18 protein-coding genes are annotated in these 20,701 nt (G+C 74.1%); 6 read left to right on the top strand and 12 right to left on the bottom strand.

Translation table 11 applies throughout. The features are described from left to right. Nucleotides 1–54: 54 nt before the first annotated feature. From CHR28_RS29540 to CHR28_RS29530, 3 genes are all read right to left on the bottom strand, one after another. Nucleotides 55–1,689, bottom strand: coding sequence for an RICIN domain-containing protein (locus tag CHR28_RS29540; protein ID WP_094056767.1), 1,635 nt, complete (start codon nucleotides 1,687–1,689; stop codon nucleotides 55–57). 290 nt (nucleotides 1,690–1,979) lie between these two features. Then, on the bottom strand, nucleotides 1,980–2,357 hold the full coding sequence (locus tag CHR28_RS29535) for a toxin Doc (RefSeq protein ID WP_094056766.1): 378 nt from the start codon (nucleotides 2,355–2,357) through the stop codon (nucleotides 1,980–1,982). A 3-nt stretch (nucleotides 2,358–2,360) separates the two neighbouring features. Beyond that, nucleotides 2,361–2,606, bottom strand: coding sequence for a hypothetical protein (locus tag CHR28_RS29530; RefSeq protein WP_094056765.1), 246 nt, complete (start codon nucleotides 2,604–2,606; stop codon nucleotides 2,361–2,363). Between the two features lie 188 nt (nucleotides 2,607–2,794). Between CHR28_RS29530 and CHR28_RS29525 the strand changes: the two genes are divergently transcribed. Continuing rightward, nucleotides 2,795–3,727: a sigma-70 family RNA polymerase sigma factor gene (locus CHR28_RS29525; RefSeq protein ID WP_094056764.1), complete on the top strand. Its 933-nt coding sequence runs from the start codon at nucleotides 2,795–2,797 to the stop codon at nucleotides 3,725–3,727. Between the two features lie 45 nt (nucleotides 3,728–3,772). Here the strand turns inward: CHR28_RS29525 and CHR28_RS29520 are convergent, their stop codons facing one another. Together CHR28_RS29520 and CHR28_RS29515 are read right to left on the bottom strand one after the other, a co-directional pair. Then, entirely contained in the window at nucleotides 3,773–4,564 is a 792-nt protein-coding gene (locus tag CHR28_RS29520; protein ID WP_094056763.1) for an alpha/beta fold hydrolase, read from the bottom strand. 73 nt (nucleotides 4,565–4,637) lie between these two features. Beyond that, nucleotides 4,638–6,881: a glycoside hydrolase family 9 protein gene (locus CHR28_RS29515; RefSeq protein WP_094056762.1), complete on the bottom strand. Its 2,244-nt coding sequence runs from the start codon at nucleotides 6,879–6,881 to the stop codon at nucleotides 4,638–4,640. A gap of 484 nt (nucleotides 6,882–7,365) precedes the next feature. On the opposite strand from CHR28_RS29515, the gene CHR28_RS29510 reads away from it, so the two are divergent. Beyond that, nucleotides 7,366–9,750: a SpoIIE family protein phosphatase gene (locus CHR28_RS29510; RefSeq protein WP_094056761.1), complete on the top strand. Its 2,385-nt coding sequence runs from the start codon at nucleotides 7,366–7,368 to the stop codon at nucleotides 9,748–9,750. 126 nt (nucleotides 9,751–9,876) lie between these two features. After that, a complete protein-coding gene (locus CHR28_RS29505) occupies nucleotides 9,877–11,136 on the top strand; it encodes an SLC13 family permease (RefSeq protein ID WP_094056760.1) in 1,260 nt (419 codons plus the stop codon). Between the two features lie 72 nt (nucleotides 11,137–11,208). Here CHR28_RS29505 and CHR28_RS29500 read toward each other — a convergent pair whose 3' ends face one another. After that, nucleotides 11,209–13,302 (bottom strand): ricin-type beta-trefoil lectin domain protein, encoded by a 2,094-nt coding sequence (locus CHR28_RS29500; protein WP_256984480.1) that lies wholly within the window; start codon nucleotides 13,300–13,302, stop codon nucleotides 11,209–11,211. A gap of 230 nt (nucleotides 13,303–13,532) precedes the next feature. Next, the gene (locus CHR28_RS29495) at nucleotides 13,533–14,465 is read right to left on the bottom strand and encodes a helix-turn-helix domain-containing protein (RefSeq protein WP_094056758.1); all 933 of its coding nucleotides are present in this window, start codon (nucleotides 14,463–14,465) and stop codon (nucleotides 13,533–13,535) included. Between the two features lie 62 nt (nucleotides 14,466–14,527). Between CHR28_RS29495 and CHR28_RS29490 the strand changes: the two genes are divergently transcribed. Further along, entirely contained in the window at nucleotides 14,528–15,382 is an 855-nt protein-coding gene (locus CHR28_RS29490) for a phytanoyl-CoA dioxygenase family protein (protein WP_094056757.1), read from the top strand. Here CHR28_RS29490 and CHR28_RS29485 read toward each other — a convergent pair. Then, entirely contained in the window at nucleotides 15,379–16,347 is a 969-nt protein-coding gene (locus CHR28_RS29485) for an aldo/keto reductase (RefSeq protein ID WP_094056756.1), read from the bottom strand. The genes CHR28_RS29490 and CHR28_RS29485 overlap by 4 nt on opposite strands. Before the next feature lie 205 nt (nucleotides 16,348–16,552). Between CHR28_RS29485 and CHR28_RS29480 the strand changes: the two genes are divergently transcribed. Beyond that, the gene (locus CHR28_RS29480) at nucleotides 16,553–17,539 is read left to right on the top strand and encodes a hypothetical protein (RefSeq protein ID WP_094056755.1); all 987 of its coding nucleotides are present in this window, start codon (nucleotides 16,553–16,555) and stop codon (nucleotides 17,537–17,539) included. A gap of 2 nt (nucleotides 17,540–17,541) precedes the next feature. Here CHR28_RS29480 and CHR28_RS29475 read toward each other — a convergent pair whose 3' ends face one another. Beyond that, complete coding sequence (locus tag CHR28_RS29475; protein WP_094056754.1) at nucleotides 17,542–18,078, bottom strand: flavoprotein; 537 nt, start codon at nucleotides 18,076–18,078, stop codon at nucleotides 17,542–17,544. 64 nt (nucleotides 18,079–18,142) lie between these two features. Beyond that, nucleotides 18,143–18,601: a nuclear transport factor 2 family protein gene (locus tag CHR28_RS29470; RefSeq protein ID WP_094056753.1), complete on the bottom strand. Its 459-nt coding sequence runs from the start codon at nucleotides 18,599–18,601 to the stop codon at nucleotides 18,143–18,145. 94 nt (nucleotides 18,602–18,695) lie between these two features. On the opposite strand from CHR28_RS29470, the gene CHR28_RS29465 reads away from it, so the two are divergent. Next, nucleotides 18,696–19,247 carry a TetR/AcrR family transcriptional regulator gene (locus CHR28_RS29465; RefSeq protein WP_094056752.1) on the top strand — a complete coding sequence of 184 codons (552 nt, stop codon included), beginning with the start codon at nucleotides 18,696–18,698 and terminating at the stop codon, nucleotides 19,245–19,247. 7 nt (nucleotides 19,248–19,254) lie between these two features. Here the strand turns inward: CHR28_RS29465 and CHR28_RS29460 are convergent, their stop codons facing one another. After that, on the bottom strand, nucleotides 19,255–19,455 hold the full coding sequence (locus CHR28_RS29460; RefSeq protein ID WP_094056751.1) for a ferredoxin: 201 nt from the start codon (nucleotides 19,453–19,455) through the stop codon (nucleotides 19,255–19,257). A 13-nt stretch (nucleotides 19,456–19,468) separates the two neighbouring features. Next, nucleotides 19,469–20,665 carry a cytochrome P450 gene (locus CHR28_RS29455; protein ID WP_094056750.1) on the bottom strand — a complete coding sequence of 399 codons (1,197 nt, stop codon included), beginning with the start codon at nucleotides 20,663–20,665 and terminating at the stop codon, nucleotides 19,469–19,471. Nucleotides 20,666–20,701: the final 36 nt, after the last annotated feature.

The following is a 20,701-nucleotide window of genomic DNA, read 5'->3' as shown; positions in this document are numbered from 1 at the left end:
CGGGGCCGCGCGGCCCGAGTCCCGCGCGGCCCCGTCCGGCCCGAGGGCCCCGGCTCAGCCGGTGCGGCCGGCCGGGGCGGTCACCTGGCGGGCCGCCGGGCTCTCCTGCTCCTCGATCGACAGCGAACCGGACGCCGTCGGCACGGGCTCGGCCTGCCAGCGCTGGGCGTCGGAGCGGTCGCGGACCTTGACGACGATGTCGGCTTCCGGGTCGTCGTCGGCCGGGGTGATGGCGAGCTGCTCGTCCCAGCGGGGCAGCAGTTCGCCGCGCACGGTGAGGTCGTAGCGCACGTCGTCGCCCCGCTCGGCATCCTCGTCGGCGCAGGTGCCGAGGACCACGACGCCCGCGTCCTTGTGCGAATCCAGGCACAGCCCGGGATCCGCGACGCTGCGCAGCGACCCGTCCTTCTCGTACGTCCACTGCTGGGTCCACACCGTCGAGCACGGTGCCAGCTTCGTCCCCGAGCCCTCCTTCGGCAGGTCCCGGATGTCGAGGCAGAGGCCGGCGCCGGTGTTGCGCAGCCGCGTCACGCCCGGTGCCGTGGGCAGTCCGGCCGTGCCGGGGGGTGTCGCGGAGGTGGCGTTGTCGCCTCCGGTGGCGCTGTTGGATCCGGCCGGGTCGGCCTCCCCGCCGTCGTACGACGTCGTGCCGAGGATGAGCACGGCCGTCAGCACCCCGGCCGACACTGCGCCGACGCCCGAGAGCAGTCCCCGGGAGGACCGCAGCGCCTGCGGGATACGTGCCCCGCCGGCCCCGCGCGCCGGGAGCGGGATCCTGGCGAGCAGCCCGTGGCCGCCCACGCGGCGCCGCCCGCCGCGCCGTCCGGCCCGGCCGCCGCGGGTGCCGTGCGGGGCCCGGCCCGGACGGGAGTCGAGGTAGCGGCGGGCGCCCCAGCCGAGCACCGCTTCGGCGAGCAGCGGGCCCAGCGGCCCCTCGAAGTGGCTCAGTTGCTCGGCCGCGTCCCGGCAGTAGCGGCACTGGTCCAAGTGGTCCTGGACATCCGGCAGGAGGGCGCCGCCCCGGCGGATCGGGACGTCGAGCAGCCGGTTGTAGAACCGGCAGTCCTGGGTCGGCGCGAGTTCGCGATGGGCCCGTACGACGCCTTCGCGGAATGTGTCACGCGCCTGTTCGAGGGCCGCGGACGCGAGAACGGTGTCCATGCCCAGCAGTCCGGCCGGGACGGATATGGCGTCGGCCTCGACCTCGGCATGCCAGAGCAGACACCGCGCGGCGGCGGGAAGCGCCTGGAATGCCCGCTCCGTGAGAACCCGGTTTTCGGGTGTCACGGACGTGGCCGCACGCAGCCCGCGTCCTCCGGCCGGTTTCTGCAGCGCGGGCAGAACGGCCGATATTCGATCGTCGCCGGACCACTCCCGGATCGTGTCCCGCACGGTCACCAGCAGGGCCGGGCGCAGCGCGACGGCCGATTCGCCGAACGCGAGGCGGTTGAGGGTCCGGTGAAAGGCGGTCCCGGTGACCATCGCGGCGACCTGGGCCGAGGAGGCGAGGCAGATGGCCGCGTAGTCGTGCACCGGCTGCCAGTGCCGCGCCATCAGCAGCGCGACGGAATGGGCGGCGACCTCGCCCTCCGGGCTGCCTCTCAAGGGGGCGGCGAGATTTTCGTCGGATTCCCCCGGATCCCCGCCGGGCGGGGGATACGGAGGTCGAGGGGGGTGGGGGGTGGGCACTGAGATGGTTCCTTCCCACGCGCAGGTGGCACACAGAAGTCCTGCCGCCGAAAAAGGAGCCCGGTTGGTGCGTACCTTTTTGGGCGCGGCGCGGGGGGTACGAATTCGCCGACGGCGAATCGGACCCGGTCAACAAATGCCGTGCGACTCTTGGTCATTCCCCCCGCACGTGCGTGCACTCTTGCACAATCCCCACACGGCCAACAAGGCGCACGGACCACATCCCTGCCATTGACAGAAAGTCAGAAGCAGAACACCTCTGCGCAGGTCGCACCGGCTTTCGATCCCGTTCAGATCTGCCAGGCGCGCAGCCGGTCGGCAGCACCGTAGACGTCGGTCGTGCCGGACATCAGATCGCGGGCCAGATCGACCAGGGCCCCGTAGGGCGGGTCGATGCCGACGCCGCTGACGAACATGTAGGCCACGGCGGTCGCGCAGGCGAAACGGGCGTTGGCCGAGGGCAGCGGCCTCAGCACGGCGAGGGTGTGCAGCAGCGCGGCCGCCCGCCAGGCCGGGTCGGAGTCCACGCCGAGGCGCGGCGGGTCGACGCGGTGCCGGGCGACGGCGGCGACCAGCGCGGAGAAGTCGTTGATCGTGGGCTGGTCCGGCAGGACCTCTTCGTGGCGCTGGAGCAGCCAGGGCACGTCGATATGGAGGACGGGTGCCATCGGTCAGGCGGCCCGCCCCTCGCCCTTGGTGGGCGGTTCGTCGTCGGGGAAGGCGGCGGCGAACTCGTCGGCGTGGGTCGCGAAGAACCGCCGGAAGGCCTCCGCGCCCTCCTGCAGCGCCCGGTGGCGGGCTATGTCGGCGGCGGCCGCCTCCCGCACGAGCGCCTTCATGGACGTACCGCGCTCCTTGGCGATCTGCCGCAGGTCCTCAAGTTCGCGGTCGCTGAACTCGACGTTGAGAGCTGGCATGCCTTCACGGTAGCGCCCGGGGTACTGACCAGTAAATACCCCCAGGTCACGGCAGGTACGGGGAGGTACCACCGAGGGGTCCCGCCCGCCTCGTGGCTGAGAGGTGGGTCACATCCGGGCGGTGCGATGTCACATTCCGGGGCCCTGTCCGGCTCATAGTGGTGAGCGCGTCCACGGGAGGGCCAGGCATGACCGATATCTCCGCACCGGGCACCGACGCCCCGCTCGACGAGGCGACCGGGGTGTTCGTCGACCATCGCGAGCTGCTGTTCGGCGTCGTCTACAACATGCTCGGCAGTGTCGCCGACACCGAGGACGTCCTGCAGGAGACGTGGCTGTCCTGGACGTCCCGCGGCGGCGGCGCCGACCTGTCCGCTGTCGACAACCCCCGCGCCTATCTCGTCCGGGTGGCGGTCAACCACGCGCTGCGCCGCCGGGCCGCGGTCAGCCGGCGGCGGGAGACGTACGTCGGCCCGTGGCTGCCCGAGCCGCTGGTCGCCGACGAGGACGCCGGCACGGCCGACGGCCCGGCCCTGCGCGGCGAGGCGGTGTCGCTGGCGATGCTGGTGGTCCTGGAGTCGCTGACACCGCTGGAGCGGGCGGTGTTCGTGCTGGGCGAGGTGTTCGGATACCCGCACGCCGAGATCGCCGGGATCATCGACCGCTCCCCCGCCGCCGTGCGGCAGCTGGCGCACCGGGCCCGCGAGCACGTGCACGCGCGCCGGCCGCGCTACCAGGCGCATCCGCGGGTGCGCCGGGAGGCGACCGAGCGGTTCGTGCGGGCGGCGCTCGGCGGGGACATCGCCGAGCTGATGGAGGTCCTCGCGCCGGACGTCACGGCGTGGACCGACGCCGGCGGCAAGCGCCGGCGGGCGGGTCTGCGCCCGGTGCACGGCCGGGACAAGGTGACCCGGCTGCTCACCTCCGGCCGGGGCGGCCCGGACCGTCCCGTGTGGCGCTACCGGCGCGTCAACGGCGACGACGCGGCGGTGCTGTTCGACGGCGACGCGCCCTTCGCCGTCCTGGTCCTGGACCTCACCCCGGAGGGCGACCGGGTGCGCGGCATCTACGTCGTGGCCAACCCGGACAAGCTGGCCCACCTGCCCCGGGAGGCGGCGTGAGCGCGGGACCGCCGGCCGGGCAGGGACGGCCCGGGGAGCTCGTCGTCAGGAGTGGGCGCGGCAGAACTCCCGGACGGTCCGGTTGAACGGCTCGGGGGCCTCGACGTTGCTGAGGTGTCCGACGCCGGGCAGCACGACCAGCGTGGCCTCGGGGATCGCTGCGAGGAAGGAGCGGGCGACGGGGTCCACCGGGGAGCGGCGGTCGAGTTCGCCCCACAGCAGCAGCGTCGGCACCGCGATCCCGGGCAGCAGGTCGCTGAGGTCCGCCTCGGCCATCACCGTGAGTTCGGCGCGCAGGCTGCCGGGCCGCGTGTCGGCGGACATCACCGAGAGCAGGCGTACGGCGTCGGCGGGTGGCGCCCCGGCGAACAGGCCGGGCATGGTCGGCGCGAACTCCGCCGGCGGGACGGCGAGCATCCGCTCGGCCCCCTCGACCCGGGCCCGCACCTCCGCCGCGGGCAGGGACCCCTTCCAGCCGGCGTAGGTGTCGACCAGGAGCAGCGTCCGCACCAGTCCGGGATGGAGCCGGTACAGCTCCAGCACCACGGTCCCGCCCCAGGACAGGCCGAGCACGTGGGCGGGGCCCAGGCCCACGTCCTCCACGACCGCCGCCAGGCAGCGGGCGTAGTCGGCCAGGGCGAAGCCGGGCGGTACGTCGGAGGAGCGGCCGGCGCCCGGTTCGTCCCAGGCGACGACGGTGAACTCGTCGGCCAGGTCCCGCAGCTGTCCGCCGAAGAGGCGGGCGTCGGTCGTGACGCCGTGCGCGAGCACGAGGGGCGGGCCCTGGCCCACCCGGTCGTACACGACCTCGATGCCGTCGACCCGCACGGCGTGCATGGCACCAGGCTACGCGCGGGTACCGGGGGCGTCCTGTCGTGCGGACGCCCCCGGTACCGGCGGTGGTGCGGGGCTAGCCCTGGTCGGCCACGAAGGAGGCCATGCGGGTCAGGGCGGCGTTCCAGTTGATCGTGTGCTCGTTGGTCGACCAGGACTGGATGTCGTCGATGTAGCAGAACTGGCCGACGCAGCCCTGCAGCTTGCTCTGGGCGTAGGGGTCCTGGATGCTCGAGTTCGGCCCGCCCGCGAGGGTCCCCCGCGGCGGGTTGGGCTGGTTCGGGTCGAGCTGGCGGGCGTACCAGCGACTGTGCTGGTTCTGGGCGCTGACCTCTCCGTAGCCGGTGACGTAGGAGATGTTGAGCGCGTTGCGGCCCAGGATGTAGTCCATGCTCTGCAGCGCGCCGTCACGGTACTTCGAGGCGCCGGTGAGGTCGTACGCGGTGGCGAGGACGACGGCGTTGTTGAGGATCTGGTGGCTGGAGCCCCAGTCGTACTTGTCCCCCTCGGGGGCGTACGGCATGCCGTAGGGGTGTGCCTTCAGGGTGGCCAGGTACCGGTCGGCGCCCTTGATCACGGACTGGCGCACCTTGTCCCGGCCGGGCAGCCTGCTGGGCACCGTGGCCAGGTCGAGGCGGCCGGCCGCGCCGGTGCGGGCCCAGTCGAAGCCGATGGGCTTGAAGAGGTCGGCCGTGTGGACCGGGGACTTCAGCAGATGGTCCTCGAACTGCCGCTCCCCCGTGGAGAGATACAGCTCGGCCGCCGCCCAGTAGAAGTCGTCGGACACGTCGCTGTCGGCGTAGGCGCCGCCGCCGATGCCGTCGCTCTCGGAGGCGAGACGGCCGGGGTGGGCGAGGGCCGCCGCCCAGGCCTTGCGCGCGGCGGCCAGCGCCCGGCCGGCGAACTCCTTGTCGTGGGGCCGGTACAGCCGGGCCGCCTGCGCGGCCGTGGCGGCCAGGTTGAGGGTCGCGGCCGTGGACGGCGGGTGCAGCTCACGCTTCTGCGGATCGTCGTGGGGCATCAGCGGCAGGCCGGTCCACTGCTCGTCGTGCATCTTGTGGTGGGCCATGCCGGCCAGCGGCTTCCCGTCGGGCACCTGCATCCTCAGCAGGAACTCCAGTTCCCAGCGGGCCTCGTCGAGGAGGTCGGGCACCTTGTTGCCGCTCTCGGGGATGGCGAGGCTGCCGTCGCCGAGCGCGCCGGCGTCGCCGGTGCGGGCGTGCAGGGCGCGTTCGTAGGTGCTGAGCAGTTCCCAGGTGGAGATGCCGCCGTTGACGACGTACTTGCCGTGGTCACCGGCGTCGTACCAGCCGCCGCTGACGTCGAGGGTGTAGTCGCAGACGCCGGGCTGGCAGGGCACGGCCGTGTCGCCCTGGTTGGGTGCCACGCCGACGTGACCGGCCGGGCGTCCGTAGCCGGGCCGCAGGTCGTCGCGTATCGCGATGCCGCTGCGCTGCGTGTAGTAGTACTTCGCCGAGTCCAGCCGCAGCCGCTCGTAGGCGCTCGCGCCGATGTCGAAGGGGCGGCTGGTCTCGCCGTCGGCGACGAGCGTGAAGCCGGAGCCCTTCTTGCGGTAGGCGCCGAAGTCGACGGAGTGCACGTTCTGCCCGGAGGAGGCGTCGACGCCGCGGGGCACGGTCGTGCCCCGGGCGACGACCGTGCCCGCGGAGTTCCTCAGCTGCCAGGGCAGTTCCGTCGTGGCGTCGGTGACGAGGGTGGCGTTCTTCGGTCCGGCGGGCAGGTAGGCGACCTGGTTGACGCGCACGCGCGGCCCGGTGTCCGGCTCGTACGGCTCCGGCGTCACCCCGCCCAGCAGCGACACGTCGTCCATGCAGAAGCGCCACGGGTCCGCGCTGCCGCCGAGCTGGAAGCCGACCTGGCCCTGGGCGGTGTCGACGGGCGAGGTGAAGGTGTACGAGTAGGTGTCGCCGGAGACGCTGAGTTGCGGCGTCACCTCGTGGTAGGTGTCGTAGGGCGCCACCGACAGGCCGACGATCGCGCGCACCACGTGCCCGGCGGGGCTGCCGGTGGCCTGGAAGGAGAAGCGGTACGACTCCCCCTTCACGAGGGTGATGTCGTTCTGCCCGACGGCGGCGTCCCAGCGGTTGGTGGTGCCGCCGGGGACGTCGGCGCAGAGCCGGCCGTCGGACAGACCGGCGGTGACGTTGCTGGTCGTCCACCACGGATCGGTGGTGGTGTCGAAGGTGCCGTTCCTGACCTGCTCGACCTCCTCGGCTCCGGCCGGTGCGGAGGGCAGCGCGGTGAGCGCGGTCGCCAGCAGGGCCGTCAGGGACAGCAGGGCGGTTCTGCGTCGTTTCACGTCTGGGCTCCTCTGGGAGGTGCGGGTGGCGCTCGGTTATGGGAGCGCTCCCAGATGCGGACGCAGGCCATGGTTGTGGCAGATGTGACGCGCCGTCAACGGTCCGGACGTGACCGGCTTTCAGCGGACGGCGACTCGCGCCACCCTCGCCGGGCAGGCGCCTGGCACGTACGGCCTTGTCGCGGGCCCGCTCGCCCCCTGACGGGTGAAGCGGGACGTGCCGCCGGCCGGCAAGCGGAACCCGTCTTCCACCTGTTCACGTGCGAGACGGCAGGATCCACGGCTTCCCGGACTGCGCGACGTACGACTTCGACAGCCTCGACATCGGCTGACAGCGCATCGGCCCGGTCACGTTGACCATGGTGTCCGGGCCGGCCGTCGAGGGCCGCACCGGGGTTACCCGTCCACGCCGGGCGTCTACGGACTAGTCTGGAACTCAAGTGACCTCCCTGTTTACTGTGAGTGTCCGTATGGAGTGGCGACGATGAGCCCGGACGAGCCGTTCGACGATGGCGTGGCAGCCCGTGTCGTCATCGCCGCCGACGGCACGCTCACCGAGTGGAGCGAGGGCGCCCGCCGCCTGCTGGGACACACGGCCGACGAGGTCGTGGGCCGCCCGGCCGCGGGGCTGCTGGCCGACGGGGCGGACCCGCCGCCCACGCCCGTCGACGCCCGCTGGAGCGGCACGCTCAGCCTGCGCCACCGCGACGGCCGCACGGTGCCCGTGTGGGTGCTCGCCCACCGCCGGCCCCCCGACGGCCCGGACACCACCGACTGGCTCGCCGTGGCCCCGCCCGCGATGCCGGACCGGGACGTCCCGGACGACCCGCTGCTGCGAGCGGCCCTGACGCAGTCACCCTGCGCCATGATGATCTTCGACGAGCAGTTGCGCCTGCACGGCGTCAACGACGCCATGGCGGACCTGCTCGGGCTGCCGGCCGGCCGCCTGCGGGGACTGCGCCCCACCGACATCGGCAGCCGGCAGCAGAACCGGGACCTGGAGGAGCACCTGCGCCGGGTGCTGGGGACCGGCCGGCGGCAGGACATGCAGACGTACATGAAGGCCACCGGCGAGGACCGGGGGCCGCACGCCTGGCTGGCCCGGATGGCCCCGCTCACCGACGACGCGGGGCGGGTGCGGGGCGTGTGCGTGACCGCCCACGACTTCTCCGACCAGTACCGGGCACGGGAGCGGCTGCAGCTGGTCAACGAGGCGAGCGTGCGCATCGGCACCACCCTCGACGTCACGCGTACGGCCCAGGAGCTGGCGGACGTGTGCGTCCCGGCGCTGGCCGACTTCGTCAGCGTCGACCTGCTCGACCCACCGGGCCAGAGCGGCGAGCCCGCCGGACCGCCGGCGCCGCCGGTGAACCTGCGCCGGGCGGCCCACCGGTCGGTCAACCCGGGCAGTCCGGAGGCCGTCGCCAAGCCGGGCCAGGTGGACGTCTACCCCGAGAGCTCTCCGCAGGCCGCCTCCCTGGTGGCGGGCCACACGGTCGTGGCCTCCGGCTCCTCCGCCGACCTGGAGCGGTGGCTCGCCTGGGACCCGGTCCGCTTCCGCCGGGTCCGCGAGTACGGCATCCACTCCACGATGTCCGTCCCGCTGCAGGCCCGGGGCGCCACCCTCGGCGTCGCCGTCTTCACCCGGTTCCGGCGGCCGGAGGCGTTCACCGACGACGACGTGCTGCTGGCCGAGGAGGTCACGGCCCGCGCCGCCGTCTGCATCGACAACGCCCGCCGCTACTCCCGCGAGCGCGAGACCACCCTCACCCTCCAGCGCAGCCTGCTGCCCCGGACCCTGCCCCGCACGGCGGCGGTGGAGGCGGCCTCCCGCTACCTGCCCGCCACCCGCTCCGGCGTGGGCGGCGACTGGTTCGACGTGATCCCGCTGTCGGGGATGCGGGTCGCCATGGTCGTCGGGGACGTCGTCGGCCACGGCATCCAGGCCTCGGCCACCATGGGCCGGCTGCGCACGGCCGTCCGCACCCTCGCCGACATCGACCTGGCCCCCGACGAGCTGCTCACCCACCTCGACGACCTGGTCGTCCGGCTCTCCCAGGAGTCCGGCAGCGACGCGGGCACCGGCGAGGTGGGCGCGACCTGCCTGTACGCGGTCTACGACCCGGTGTCCCGGCGCTGCACGCTGGCCCGGGCCGGGCACCCGCAGCCCCTGCTGGCACCGCCGGACGGTCCGGCCCGGCAGCTCGACCTGCCCTCGGGACCGCCGCTCGGGGTCGGCGGGCTGCCGTTCGAAAGCACCGAGGTCGACCTGCGGGAGGGCAGCGTCCTGGCGTTCCACACGGACGGGCTGCTCGCCAGCCGCGAACGGGACGTCGACGCGAGCCAGCGGATGCTCCGCGAGGCCCTGTCGGCGCCCACCGACTCCCTGGACGAGACCTGCGACCGGGTGCTGCACGCCCTGCTCCCGCCGGGCGGCTCCGCCGACGACGTCGCCCTGCTGCTGGCCCGCACCCGCGGCCTGCCCTCCTCCCAGGTGGCGACCTGGGACATCCCCGCCGACCCGGCGCTGGTCGCGCCCATCCGCAAGCAGGTCGTCGACCAGCTCGAACGCTGGGACCTCCTGGAGGCCACGTTCACGGCCGAGCTGGTGGTCAGCGAGCTGGTCACCAACGCCATCCGCTACGGCGCCCCGCCCATCCGGCTCCGGCTGATCCACGACGCGTCCACGCTGATCTGCGAGGTCTCCGACACCAACCACACGGCACCGCACCTGCGGCGGGCCAAGACCTGGGACGAGGGCGGCCGCGGTCTGCTCCTCGTCGCCCAGCTGACCCAGCGCTGGGGCAGCAGGCACACCGCCGAGGGCAAGACGATCTGGGCGGAGCTGGCGCTGCTCGACGACATCTGACCGCTCCGGCCGGCGACGCCCGGCCCCCCGGACCGCTCCCGCGGCGCCCGAGCGTTCATTACGGCTCTCTTACCTTCACCTGGTTCCCTCGGCGGGCACCATCTGTTCGCGTTCCGGAGGACTCCCCTGCACACCCCGCTCGCCGAAGTCCTGTCCGTGACGCTGCTGGCCGCCGTGCTGCTGTGGGCCGTGGCCCGCCCGAAAGGGCTGCCCGAGGCCGTGCTGGCGGTGCCGGCCGCAGCGCTCGCGGTCGCCGTCGGAATCATCTCGCCCGCCCACGCCTGGGAGGAGATCCAGCGGCTCGGCCCGGTGGTCGGCTTCCTGGCCGCCGTGCTGGTGCTCGCCCACTTCTGCGACGTCGAGGGTCTCTTCACCGCCTGCGGGGCGTGGATGGCCCGCCGGGCCGCGGGGCGCCCCACCCGGCTGCTGACGGCGGTGTTCGTCCTCGCCTCGCTCATCACGGCCGTGCTCAGCCTGGACGCCACGGTCGTGCTGCTCACACCGGTCGTGCTCGCCACCGCCACCCGCATGGGCGTGCGCGCCCGGCCGCACCTGTACGCCTGCGCCCATCTGTCGAACACCGCCTCGCTGCTGCTGCCGGTGTCCAACCTGACCAATCTGCTGGCCTTCGCGGCGAGCGGGCTCAGCTTCACGCGGTTCGCGGCCCTGATGGCCCTGCCCTGGCTGGTCGCGATCGCGGCCGAGTACCTGGTGTTCCGGCGGTTCTTCGACGACGAGCTGAGCGCCCCGCCGCCCTCCCCCGACGAGGCCGGACCGCCCGAGCCGCTGCCGCTGTTCGCGCTGGTCACGGTCGGCTGCACGCTGGCCGGGTTCGCGGTGGCCTCCGCCGTCGGCATGTCACCGGCGTGGGCCGCCCTGGCCGGGGCGCTGGTGCTGGCAGCGCGGGCGATGCTCCGGCGCCGGGCCACGCCGCTGACGGTGGTGCGGTCCGCGGCACCGGCCTTCCTGGCGTTCGTGCTCGCGCTCGGGGTCGTCGTGCGCGCGGTCGTGGACCACGGGCTGGCCGACGCCCTCCAGCGGGTGCTGCCCGGCGGTGACGGTCTGCTCGCCCTGCTGGGCCTGGCCGCCCTGGCCGCCGTGCTGGCGAACCTCATCAACAACCTGCCCGCGGTGCTGGTGCTGCTGCCGCTGAGCGCGGGGTCCGGCCCCGGTGCGGTGCTGGCGGTGCTGCTCGGCGTGAACATCGGCCCCAACCTGACCTATGCCGGATCGCTGGCGACCCTGCTGTGGCGGCGGATCGTGCAGCAGCACGGGCACCGGGTGGAGCTCGGCGAGTTCACCCGGCTCGGGCTCCTGGCGGTGCCGGCGGCGCTGGTACCGGCCGTGGTGGCGCTGTGGCTGTCCCTGCGCGTCCTGGGGGTCTGAGAGGCACGGTCCGAGAGGCACGGTCTGAGAGGCACGGTCCGAGAGGCCGGGGCGGCGGCTGATCGCCCTCGGTCAGCGGCGGCCGCCCCCGCCGTAGCCGCCGTGTCCGTAGCCGCCGTATCCGTAGCCGGGGTAGCCGTACTCCGGGGAGCCGTACCCGCCGTCCTCGTCGCAGTAGTGGCCGTAACGGCGGCAGGGCGGCTCGGTGGGCGCCGTGCTGCCCGGCGCCGGCGCGGAGGTGGTGGAGGCCGGTGGGGGCGTGGTCGTCGCGGACGGGACCGGTGCCGGGGTGGGCGTGGGCCGGGGGGACGGCAGGGCGGTGTCCCAGGTGACGGACTCCATCCGCAGCTCCGCCTTGGCGGTGTCGATGACCCAGCGCTGCACGTCCTGGTCGGCGCGGGCCTTGAGGACCAGGGATCCGGAACCGTCCGTCGCCGCCGGGACGAGGGCCAGGTCCTGATCCCAGCGGGGCACCAGGGCGCCCTGGAGGGTGAAGTCGTAGCGGACGTTCCTGGAGTCCGGCTGGGAGGGACCCGCGCAGGGGGCGAGCCGCACGGAGTAGCCGAGGCGCGAGTCCAGGCACAGCTCGGGAGCGGCACCGTTGCGCAGCAGGCCGTCGGTCTCGTACGTCCACTGCTGGCCCGCGTCCGCGGAGCACGCGGCGAGTACGGCCTCCGCGCCGGCGACGGCCCTGTCGCCGTCGAGGGCGACGCACCGGTCGGAGCCGACGTTGTGCAGCCGTCCGCGCAGGGCGCCCTGCTCGGCGTCGCCCGCCCCGGCCCAGGACGGGTCGCGGGTCTGCTCGCCCGCGTCGGGACCGGGTGCCTCCTCGGCACCGCGCCCGGCGCCGGACGGGCCGCCGTCCCCGGAGTTCGCGAGGGACCACAGCACCAGCGGCACGACGACCAGCCCGCTGACGGTCAGGACGCCCACGGCGAGGTGACGGCGGCGGGCGGCGCGGCGGGCCGCCTTGTGGGCGGATCTGCGGGCGGCGGCGCGGGAGCCCGCACGGCGCGGGCCCGGGGCTGCCCCGGCGGACGGCGCCGTGGCGGACGGTGTCCCGGCGGACGGTGTCGTGGCGCTTGCGGGGGCGAGGGCCGGGTCCGGGTCATGCTGGGCGGCGCCGGCCGGGGCCGGCGCCGGTGTGCCGCCCGCGGTCGCGGCGGAGTCGGTGAACGACTCCCCGATCGCGCCGGCGAGGGCGACCGGGTCCGGGAACGCCTCCCGGGCGGGGCCGGCCGCACCGAGCGTGACCGCGCGCGGCGGTCCGGACGGGGTGTCGAACAGCTCCCCGGCCGTCGCGCCGGCGGGCAGGCCGCTCTCGGGGCAAACCTCCGCGGTCCCGCCGGGGCGGCCCTCGGCGTACTGCCGCCCGCCCCAGCCGAGCACCGCCTCCGCCAGGGCGGTGCCCAGGCCGCGGTTGAAGTGGTCGAGCTGGTCGGCGGCGGCGCCGCAGTGCCCGCAGCTGCCGATATGCGCGCGTAGATCGGGGTCGATGTCGCGGCCGCCCCGCCGGTACGTCACGTCCAGCAGGCGCAGATAGCGCCGGCACTCCTCGTCGGGGGCGAGTTCGCGGTGCAGCTGGAGGCACTCCTCGCGCAGCCGGTCCCGGGCCCGCTCCAGTTCGACGCGGGCGCCCTCCTCGTCCAGGCCGAGGAGCCGGGCCGGTGCGGCCGGCGGTTCCCCCTCGACCTCGACGTGCCACAGCAGACAGCGTGCGGACTGGGGCAGCCGCGGGAAGGCCCCGGACAGCAGGCGCCGCTGCGGCGGGGGCAGCAGCCGGGCCGCCGGACGCGGGCCGCCCTCGGCGCGCAGGTCGGGGTGGAGCAGGTCGCGCCGGTGGTCACCGGCCCATTCGGCCGCGATGCGCCGCACGGTCACGAGCAGGTGCGGACGCCAGGCGGAGGTCGGGCCGCTCTGGCGCAGCGTCTCCCCGAACAGCCGGGTGAAGGCGGCGGTGGTGAGGATGCCGGCGGCGCGCGGGCCGTCGGTGCACAGCCGGGCGTAGGCGAAGCCCGCCTCCCAGTGGCGGTCCAGCAGCTCGCCGACGGGATGCAGGGCCGGGGTCGCCCCCGTCCACTTCCTGAGCTCGGCACTCAGCTGCTCGTCCGTCGCTCCGAACCCGCGGGCCGGGGCCGGAGAATTCGACGGGCCTGCGTCATTCACGGCTGCATTCCTCTCGAGGACATGCGGAATAAAAGTCCGGACCAAGGGGTATGCCGGCCCGTCGGCCTCGCGCATACAAAGAAAGGCGTGTTGTCAGCACACCTGCACGGCACACCTTTGCACAGGTCAGCGACAGGGAACAAGAGATCCAGCCGTTTCGAGCATTACGTGCGCGGCCGACGCCTTTTGACAAACTGTCAACCGGCGCGGCGAAAGGGATTTGCGCTCTCTCACCGGATTCCGTGGCGGGTCCGGTAGGCGCCGGGCGGTATCCCGTAGCGCTCCCGGAAGATCCGGTTGAAGTGGAAGGGACTGGCGAAACCGGAGGCCGCGGCGACGCGTTCCACGGGCAGGTCGGTGTTCTCCAGCAGCCGGGCCGCGTGCCGCAGCCTGGCCTCGCGCAGCGCCCGCATCGGCGACTGGCCGAGCTGCGTGCTGAACAGGTGGGCGAAGCGGGACGGTGACAAGGCGACGTCCCCGGCCAGCGAGCGGACGGTGTGCGGGGCGCCGGGATCGGCGGCGATCAGCTCCGCGGCCCGGCGGACACGGGCGTCCAGACCCGGTCGGGTCGCCGCGGGCCGGGCGGCGGCGGTGGCGAGCAGGACGATCTCCTCCAGGGCGCACAGGGCGAGTTCGCGGGCGGCGCTGCCGTGTGCGACGGCGACCTGGCCGTCCGGGGAACCGGTGGGATCCGGGGCGGGCGGTGCGCCGGTCCCGGTCCAGCGGGCGTCGGCGCGCATCCGCCGGAAGGCCGCCGCGACACGGCCGTGCAGCGCGGCCGGGACCGACGGGACCGCGTACACCCCGTCGCCGGTGCCGTACGGCCGCAGCCACGCGGTCCAGGCCGGGCGGGCCTGGCAGTGGGCCCACCAGAAACGCCAGTGCCGGGCGCCGGGCCCGACCGCGTAGCCGTGCGGGACACCCGGGGCGAGCACGACGAGGTCGCCCGGGCCGGCCGGGGTCCGCGTGGCGCCCTGCCGCAGCCGTCCCCGCCCTCCCGTGGTCCAGGTAATGAGCCAACTCGGCGACCCCTGGGGCCGGTTGACGGCGTAGCCGGAGGGCTGGTCGAAGTGGCCGAGCACGACCAGGCCGGGCGGCGGCGCCGGGTCACCGGCGTCTCCCGGCGCAGCAGTGCCGGGCAATCCGTCAGCACGCACGGGCATCCTCCTGGGCGACGCGGCGGCCTAGCGTCAGGACCGGGGGACACCGACCGAGGAGTGCGGGCATGACAGTCACGGGCAACGGCGCCACCGGCGCTCCCATCCTGGACCACGCCGGGCTGCGGCGACACCGGGAGGGCTTCGAGGAGGACGGTTTCACGGTGGTCCGCGGCCTCTTCGGGGCCGACGAGATCGACCGGCTGTGCGGGGAGTTCGCGGCGCTGCGCGAGGCGGGCCCGGTGCCCGGGCACGTCCAGCCGAGGGACAGCGGGCCGGACGCGGATCCGCTGCGCGCGTGGCCGCGTGTGATGCATCCGCACGAGATCAACGACATGGCGCGCGAGGTCCTGCTCGACGCCCGGCTGCGGACGGTGCTTCAGACGCTGCTCGGGGAGGAGGTGCTGGCCGCGCAGAGCATGTTCTACTTCAAGCCGCCGGGCGCCCGGGGGCAGGCGCTGCACCAGGACAACTTCTATCTGCGGGTCGAGCCGGGCACCTGTGTGGCGGCGTGGGTGGCCTGCGACGTGATCGACCGGGAGAACGGCGGTCTGGAGGTCGTGCCGGGCACGCACCGCATGGAGCTGTTCTGCCCGGAGCTCGCGGACGCGGACGTGTCCTTCGCGCGGGAGTACGTCCCGCCGCCGCCCGGGCTGGAGACCGTGCCCGTCGACATGCGGCCGGGGGACGTGCTGTTCTTCAACGGCAGTCTGGTGCACGGCTCGCAGCCGAACCGTACCGCCGGCCGGTTCCGGCGGTCGTTCATCGGGCACTACGTGGGGCGGTCGGCCGAGCGGATCGGGGCGTACTACCGGACCCTGTCGATGAACGGGGCGCGGGTGGTGCTGCCGGAGAGCGAGGGCGCGGGGCCCTGCGGCACGGAGTTCGCACCGCAGGGACCCCACTGGTCGCGCACGGCCTAGTGACCGGCGATGGGGTGCGGGGTGTAGGGCCGTTCCAGCTCCTCCAGTTCCTTGCCGTCGAGCTCCAGCTCCACCGCCGCCACCGCGTCCGTGAGGTGCTGCGGCTTGGCGGCCCCGACGATCGGGGCCGTCACGGTGTCCTGGTGGAGGAGCCAGGCCAGGGCCACGCGGGCGCGCGGCACCCCGCGGGCCTCGGCGATGCGCGTGACGGCCTCGACGATGGAGCGGTCGCCGTCCTGGTAGAGGGTGCTGCCGAAGGTGTCGGTGGCGCTGCGGCCGGTCGTGGTGTCCCAGTCGCGGGTGAGGCGGCCCCGGGCGAGCGGACTCCACGGCAGGACCCCCACGCCTTGGTCGGCGCAGAGGGGCAGCATCTCGCGCTCCTCCTCGCGGTAGATCAGGTTGTAGTGGTTCTGCATCGAGACGAACCGGGTCCAGCCGTTCAGCCGCGCGGTGTACTGCATCTTGGAGAACTGCCAGGCGTACATCGAACTGGCCCCGATGTAGCGGACCTTGCCGGCCTTGACGACGTCGTGCAGCGCCTCCATGGTCTCCTCGACCGGCGTGTGCGGGTCGAAGCGGTGGATCTGGTAGAGGTCGACGTAGTCCGTGCCCAGGCGGGCGAGGCTCCGGTCGAGTTCGGTCATGATCGCCTTGCGGGAGAGGCCGCCGCCGTTCGGCCCGGGGCGCATCCGGCCGTGCACCTTCGTCGCCAGGACGATCTCGTCGCGGCGGGCGAAGTCGCGCAGGGCCCGGCCGACGATCTCCTCGCTGGTGCCGTCGGAGTAGACGTTGGCGGTGTCGAAGAAGGTGATGCCCGCCTCGACCGCCTGCCGGATCAGCGGGCGGGAGGCCTCCTCGTCGAGGGTCCACTCGTGGGTGCCGCGGTCGGGCAGGCCGTAGGTCATGCATCCCAGACAGATCCGCGAGACGTCCAGGCCCGTCGAACCGAGCTTCACGTACTGCATCGTTGCTGCTCCTGCCTTCGGGAGAGGTATCAGGGCCACCGTACGTGCTGGTGTGCGCTCGAAGCCGGGTCCGTCCGGCGGCCGGCCGCCGGTTGCTGCCCTCAGGTGACCGACCGGCGTGGGAGCGGCGGGGCGGCCCGTCCCACGGCGCATCCTCGGCGCGGGTGACCGGCGCCCGGCCGGTCGGTCACGTACGGGAGGACACATGGCGGCACGACGCAGGACACTCAGGACCCTGACCGGGGCGGCCGCGGTCTGCGCCGCGCTCGTCTCCACCGCCTGGAGCCGCCCGGTGCCCCCGCCGGCCGACGTCCGGGCCGAGGCGGCGGCAGCGACAGCCGGGACACCGGCGGCCGCGACACCGGCGGCCGGAGCGCCCGCGGCCGAGGCGTCGGCGGCCGGGGCGCCTGCAGGCGAGGCGCCGGCGGGTGAAGGGCCTGCGGCCGAGGGGCCGGCGACGCTGTGCGCGCCCGCCGGTGTGCTGCGGGGTGCGCGGGGTGAGCGGGCCGTGGTCCAGCTGTGCGCGGGCAGCGGCACCCCGGTGATGGCCGTGTCGGCCCCCGCCTCCTGCCGCCGCCCCGGGACGTCCGTCCGGTACGCGTGCCTGACCTCGGGCAGCTGGACGGCGCGGCGCGACGGCGCGGCCGTGGCCTCCGGGACGCTGCCCGGTTCCCAGCCGTACCCCGGCCCGGGCACCTACGAGGTCACCGCCTCGGTGCACGTGCGGTCCACGCCCTCCGGGGTGGACCTGCGCGGCACGGTGCGGGCCACGCTCACCCTGACCGCACCGAAGCAGCAGCCCACGCACCGCGTCGAGGTCGACCGGCACATGCTGCGCCCCGGCACCACGACCACGCTGACCTACCGGGTGTACCGGGACAGCGAACAGGGCGACGGCAGCGCGCGGTTCGGGCTGATCGGCGAGGAGAGCACCGGGGTGCGGATCAGCACGGCGGACGCGCGCTGCGTCAATCCGCTCATCGGCCGGGCCCCGTCCCGGGACCGGCTGGGGTTCTCGGTGGACTGCGCCCTCACCGATCTGCAGCCGGGGCGTCCGGCCACCGTGCGGGTGCGGGTCCGGCAGACGTCGGCCTGCTCCACGGTGGTCTCGAAGCTGGGCTACTGGATGCCGCGCGGGCAGGCGCTGTACACCGGCGGCATGGTCGAGGGCCCGACCGTCGGCTGCTCCTGACCTCAGCCGCGTTCGAGCAGGTCCAGTGCCCGCCGCCAGGCGAACTCCGGCCGCGCGCCGTCCGGTTGGGGCTCTCCGGAGTACGGCTCGCCGAAGCGGACGCCCATCCCGCCCAGCCGTTCGAGGGCGGCCCGGTAGGCGGGATGGGCCGCCAGCGCGTCGGCCACGCACGGCAGGACGGCGATCGGCACCCCGAGCCCCGCGGCCTCGCAGAGGGTGCCGAGCGCGAGGGTGTCGGCGATGCCCGCCGCCCACTTGTTGACGGTGTTGAAGGTGGCGGGGGCGACGACCACGGCGTCCGGCGCGGGGAACGGGCGCGGCTCGCCCGGCGTGCGCCAGGCGGACCGGATCGGGCGGCCGGTGCGGGCCTCGACGGCGGCGGTGTCGAAGAAGCCGTTCATGGCGACCGGCGTCGCGATGACGCCGACCTCCCAGCCCCGCTCCTGCGCGGCGGCGATGAGCTCGCCGACCTCGGCGGCGATGCCGGCGGCGCAGACGACGACGTAGAGGAAGGGCTTGCGGGCGGTCTGTGCGGTCATCCCCGCAACCCTAGTGACCACGCGGGGCCCCACGCCGGGAAGGTGCCGGCGGAGCGGGAATGCGTCAGCGGAGCGGGAGGGCGCGCCCCCGCTCGGCGTCGGGCCGCGGGCCGTGGATGCGGCGGTCCGCCTCCTCGATCGGCACGTCGTCGATGCTCGCCTCGCGGCGGGTCATCAGCCCCCGCTCGTCGAACTCCCACAGCTCGTTGCCGTAGGAGCGCCACCACTGCCCGCCGGCGTCGCGGGACTCGTACTGGAAGCGGACGGCGATGCGGTTGCCGTCGAAGGCCCACAGGTCCTTGCGCAGGGCGTACTCCCGCTCGCGCGCCCATTTGCCGGTGAGGAACGCGACGATCTCGGCGCGGCCGGTGAGGAAGGTGTCGCGGTTGCGCCAGACGGAGTCCTCGGAGTAGGCGAGGGCGACCCGGTGGGGGTCGCGGGTGTTCCAGGCGTCCTCCGCGGCCTGCACTTTCTGTGCCGCCGTCTCACGGGTAAAGGGCGGAAGGGGTGGGCGGTCGGTCATGGATCCTCCCGGAGAGGCAGGCGGAGAACGTGCGTTCTCCACAGGGCTGCTACCGTAGGAGAACGCTGGTTCTCGCGTCAAGGAGTGGTCGTACATGGACAGTTCGGTGGCCCGGGAACGGGCGTTGGACGCCGCCGAGGAGCTGTTCTACGGGCGGGGCGTGCAGGCCGTCGGCATGGACGACGTGCGCAGCGCGTCCGGGGTCTCGCTCAAGCGGCTCTACCAGCTGTTCCCCGCGAAGGAGCGCCTGGTGGAGGCTTACTTGGAGCGGCGCGACACGCGCTGGCGCGAACAGCTGGCCGCGTACGTCGAGGAGCGGCACGGGGCGCGGGAGCGGATCCTCGCCGTGTACGACTGGCTGGGCCGGTGGTTCGACGAGCCCGGCTTCCGGGGCTGCGCATGGATCAACGCCTACGGCGAACTGGGGGCCATGTCCACGCCGGTGGCGGAGCGGGTGCGGGCGCACAAGCGGGCGTTCCGGGAGTACCTCGACTCCCTCGCCGCCGAGGCGGGGCTGCCCGCCGCGGTGGGCGGGCAGCTGTTCCTGCTGGCCGAGGGCGCGATGGTCACGGCGGGCATCACCGGCAGCGCGAAGCCCGCGAACGAGGCGCGGGAGGCGGCCCGGCTGCTGGTCCGGGCCGCCTGAGCGGGCGTCAGCCCACCGTGTGCGAGACGGTGATGGCGCTCACCGGGCAGGCCCGGGCCGCCTCTCGCAGCAGGGGGCTGTCCCCGCCGTCCGCACGCCCGGGGAGCAGGGTGCTGTAGCCGTCGTCGTCCTGGGTGAACACGTCCGGGGCGGTCAGCGCGCACTGGCCCGCGCCGATGCAGACGTCCTTGTCGATGTCGATGTGCATGTCCCGAAGCCTCTTACCAGGTCACGGGGAGTTCCAGCATCCCCTGGATCGTGTCGCCCGGTTTGAAGGGGATCTCCTCGGCCGGGGCGGCCAGGCGCAGGGTGGGCAGCCGCTCGAAGAGGGTGCGCAGGGCGATCTCCAGTTCCGCGCGTGCCAGGTTCTGGCCGAGGCACTGGTGGATGCCGAAGCCGAACGCGACGTGGTGACGGGCCGGGCGGTTCCAGTCGAGGGTGTCCGGGTCGGCGTAGACCGTCTCGTCGCGGTTGATGACCGACGTCGCGAAGACGACGCCGTCGCCCGCGCGGATCGTCGTCCCGGCCACCTCGATGTCCTCCACTGCCGTGCGCAGCAGGCCGTCCGCGATCGACAGCAGCCGCATCAGCTCCTCGACCGCGGCCGGCACCAGCCCCGGGTCGGCGCGCAGCTCGGCGAGCCGCTCGGGGTGCCGCAGCAGGGTGAAGGTGCCGAGGGAGATCATGTTCGCGGTGGTCTCGTGGCCCGCGACCAGCAGGATCAGCGCCAGGGCGATCAGGCCCTCGCGGTCGATCTCGCCGTCGCGCAACTGCCGTTGGACCAGGTCGTCCAGCAGGCCGGTGCCGGGGTTCTCGCGCTTGCGGTCGATCAGCTCCCCGAAGTACGCCTCCAGCCGGTCCCGGGCGTCCAGTACGTCGGCGGCCTCCGGACCGCGCAGCAGCCGGCGCGACTGGGCCTCGAAGAAGTCGTGGTCGCCGTACGAGACGCCGAGCAGGGCGCAGATCACCATGGACGGGACGGGCAGCGCGAAGGCGTTGACCAGGTCGGCGGGCGGGCCCTGGGCGATCATCGCGTCGAGCCGCTCGTCGACGATCCGCTGGATGCGGGGCCTGAGTTCGGCGGCCCGTTTGAGGGTGAAGTCCCCGACGACCATGCGGCGCTGGGCGCGGTGCTCGGGGTCGTCGACGCCCAGCAGGGCGGTCCTGCGGTTGCGGAACCCGGTGAAGCGCACGGTGGTGGCGGGGAACCCGGGCCGGTCGCGGTCGGAGGACAGCCGCGGGTCGGCCAGCAGCGCGCGAGCGGTGGCGTGTCCGGTGACCAGCCAGGCCTCGCGGCCGTCGAAGAGGGTGATGCGGGTCAGGGGGCGTTCGGTGCGCAGCGGTGCGTAGGCGGCGGGCGGGTGGTAGGGGCAGGTCCGGCTCTGGGGGAAGGCGACGGGTGCGGTCGTTTCCGTCATGAAGACCTCGCAGACGAAGTGTGCGTCGTGCCGATC

Source organism: Streptomyces sp. XY006, assembly GCF_002237655.1.
Classification (GTDB): Bacteria; Actinomycetota; Actinomycetes; order Streptomycetales; family Streptomycetaceae; genus Streptomyces; species Streptomyces levis.
This window is presented reverse-complemented; position numbering and strand designations above follow the sequence as displayed.

Coding starts and splice junctions, on each gene's coding strand:
- CHR28_RS29530 (WP_094056765.1), bottom strand. CDS start 2,606: ATGCCAGCTCTCAACGTCGAGTTCAGCGACCGCGAACTTGAGGACCTG.
- CHR28_RS29455 (WP_094056750.1), bottom strand. CDS start 20,665: ATGACGGAAACGACCGCACCCGTCGCCTTCCCCCAGAGCCGGACCTGC.
- CHR28_RS29525 (WP_094056764.1), top strand. CDS start 2,795: ATGACCGATATCTCCGCACCGGGCACCGACGCCCCGCTCGACGAGGCG.
- CHR28_RS29490 (WP_094056757.1), top strand. CDS start 14,528: ATGACAGTCACGGGCAACGGCGCCACCGGCGCTCCCATCCTGGACCAC.
- CHR28_RS29475 (WP_094056754.1), bottom strand. CDS start 18,078: ATGACCGCACAGACCGCCCGCAAGCCCTTCCTCTACGTCGTCGTCTGC.
- CHR28_RS29535 (WP_094056766.1), bottom strand. CDS start 2,357: ATGGCACCCGTCCTCCATATCGACGTGCCCTGGCTGCTCCAGCGCCAC.
- CHR28_RS29460 (WP_094056751.1), bottom strand. CDS start 19,455: ATGCACATCGACATCGACAAGGACGTCTGCATCGGCGCGGGCCAGTGC.
- CHR28_RS29510 (WP_094056761.1), top strand. CDS start 7,366: ATGAGCCCGGACGAGCCGTTCGACGATGGCGTGGCAGCCCGTGTCGTC.
- CHR28_RS29470 (WP_094056753.1), bottom strand. CDS start 18,601: ATGACCGACCGCCCACCCCTTCCGCCCTTTACCCGTGAGACGGCGGCA.
- CHR28_RS29465 (WP_094056752.1), top strand. CDS start 18,696: ATGGACAGTTCGGTGGCCCGGGAACGGGCGTTGGACGCCGCCGAGGAG.
- CHR28_RS29520 (WP_094056763.1), bottom strand. CDS start 4,564: ATGCACGCCGTGCGGGTCGACGGCATCGAGGTCGTGTACGACCGGGTG.
- CHR28_RS29495 (WP_094056758.1), bottom strand. CDS start 14,465: ATGCCCGTGCGTGCTGACGGATTGCCCGGCACTGCTGCGCCGGGAGAC.
- CHR28_RS29485 (WP_094056756.1), bottom strand. CDS start 16,347: ATGCAGTACGTGAAGCTCGGTTCGACGGGCCTGGACGTCTCGCGGATC.
- CHR28_RS29480 (WP_094056755.1), top strand. CDS start 16,553: ATGGCGGCACGACGCAGGACACTCAGGACCCTGACCGGGGCGGCCGCG.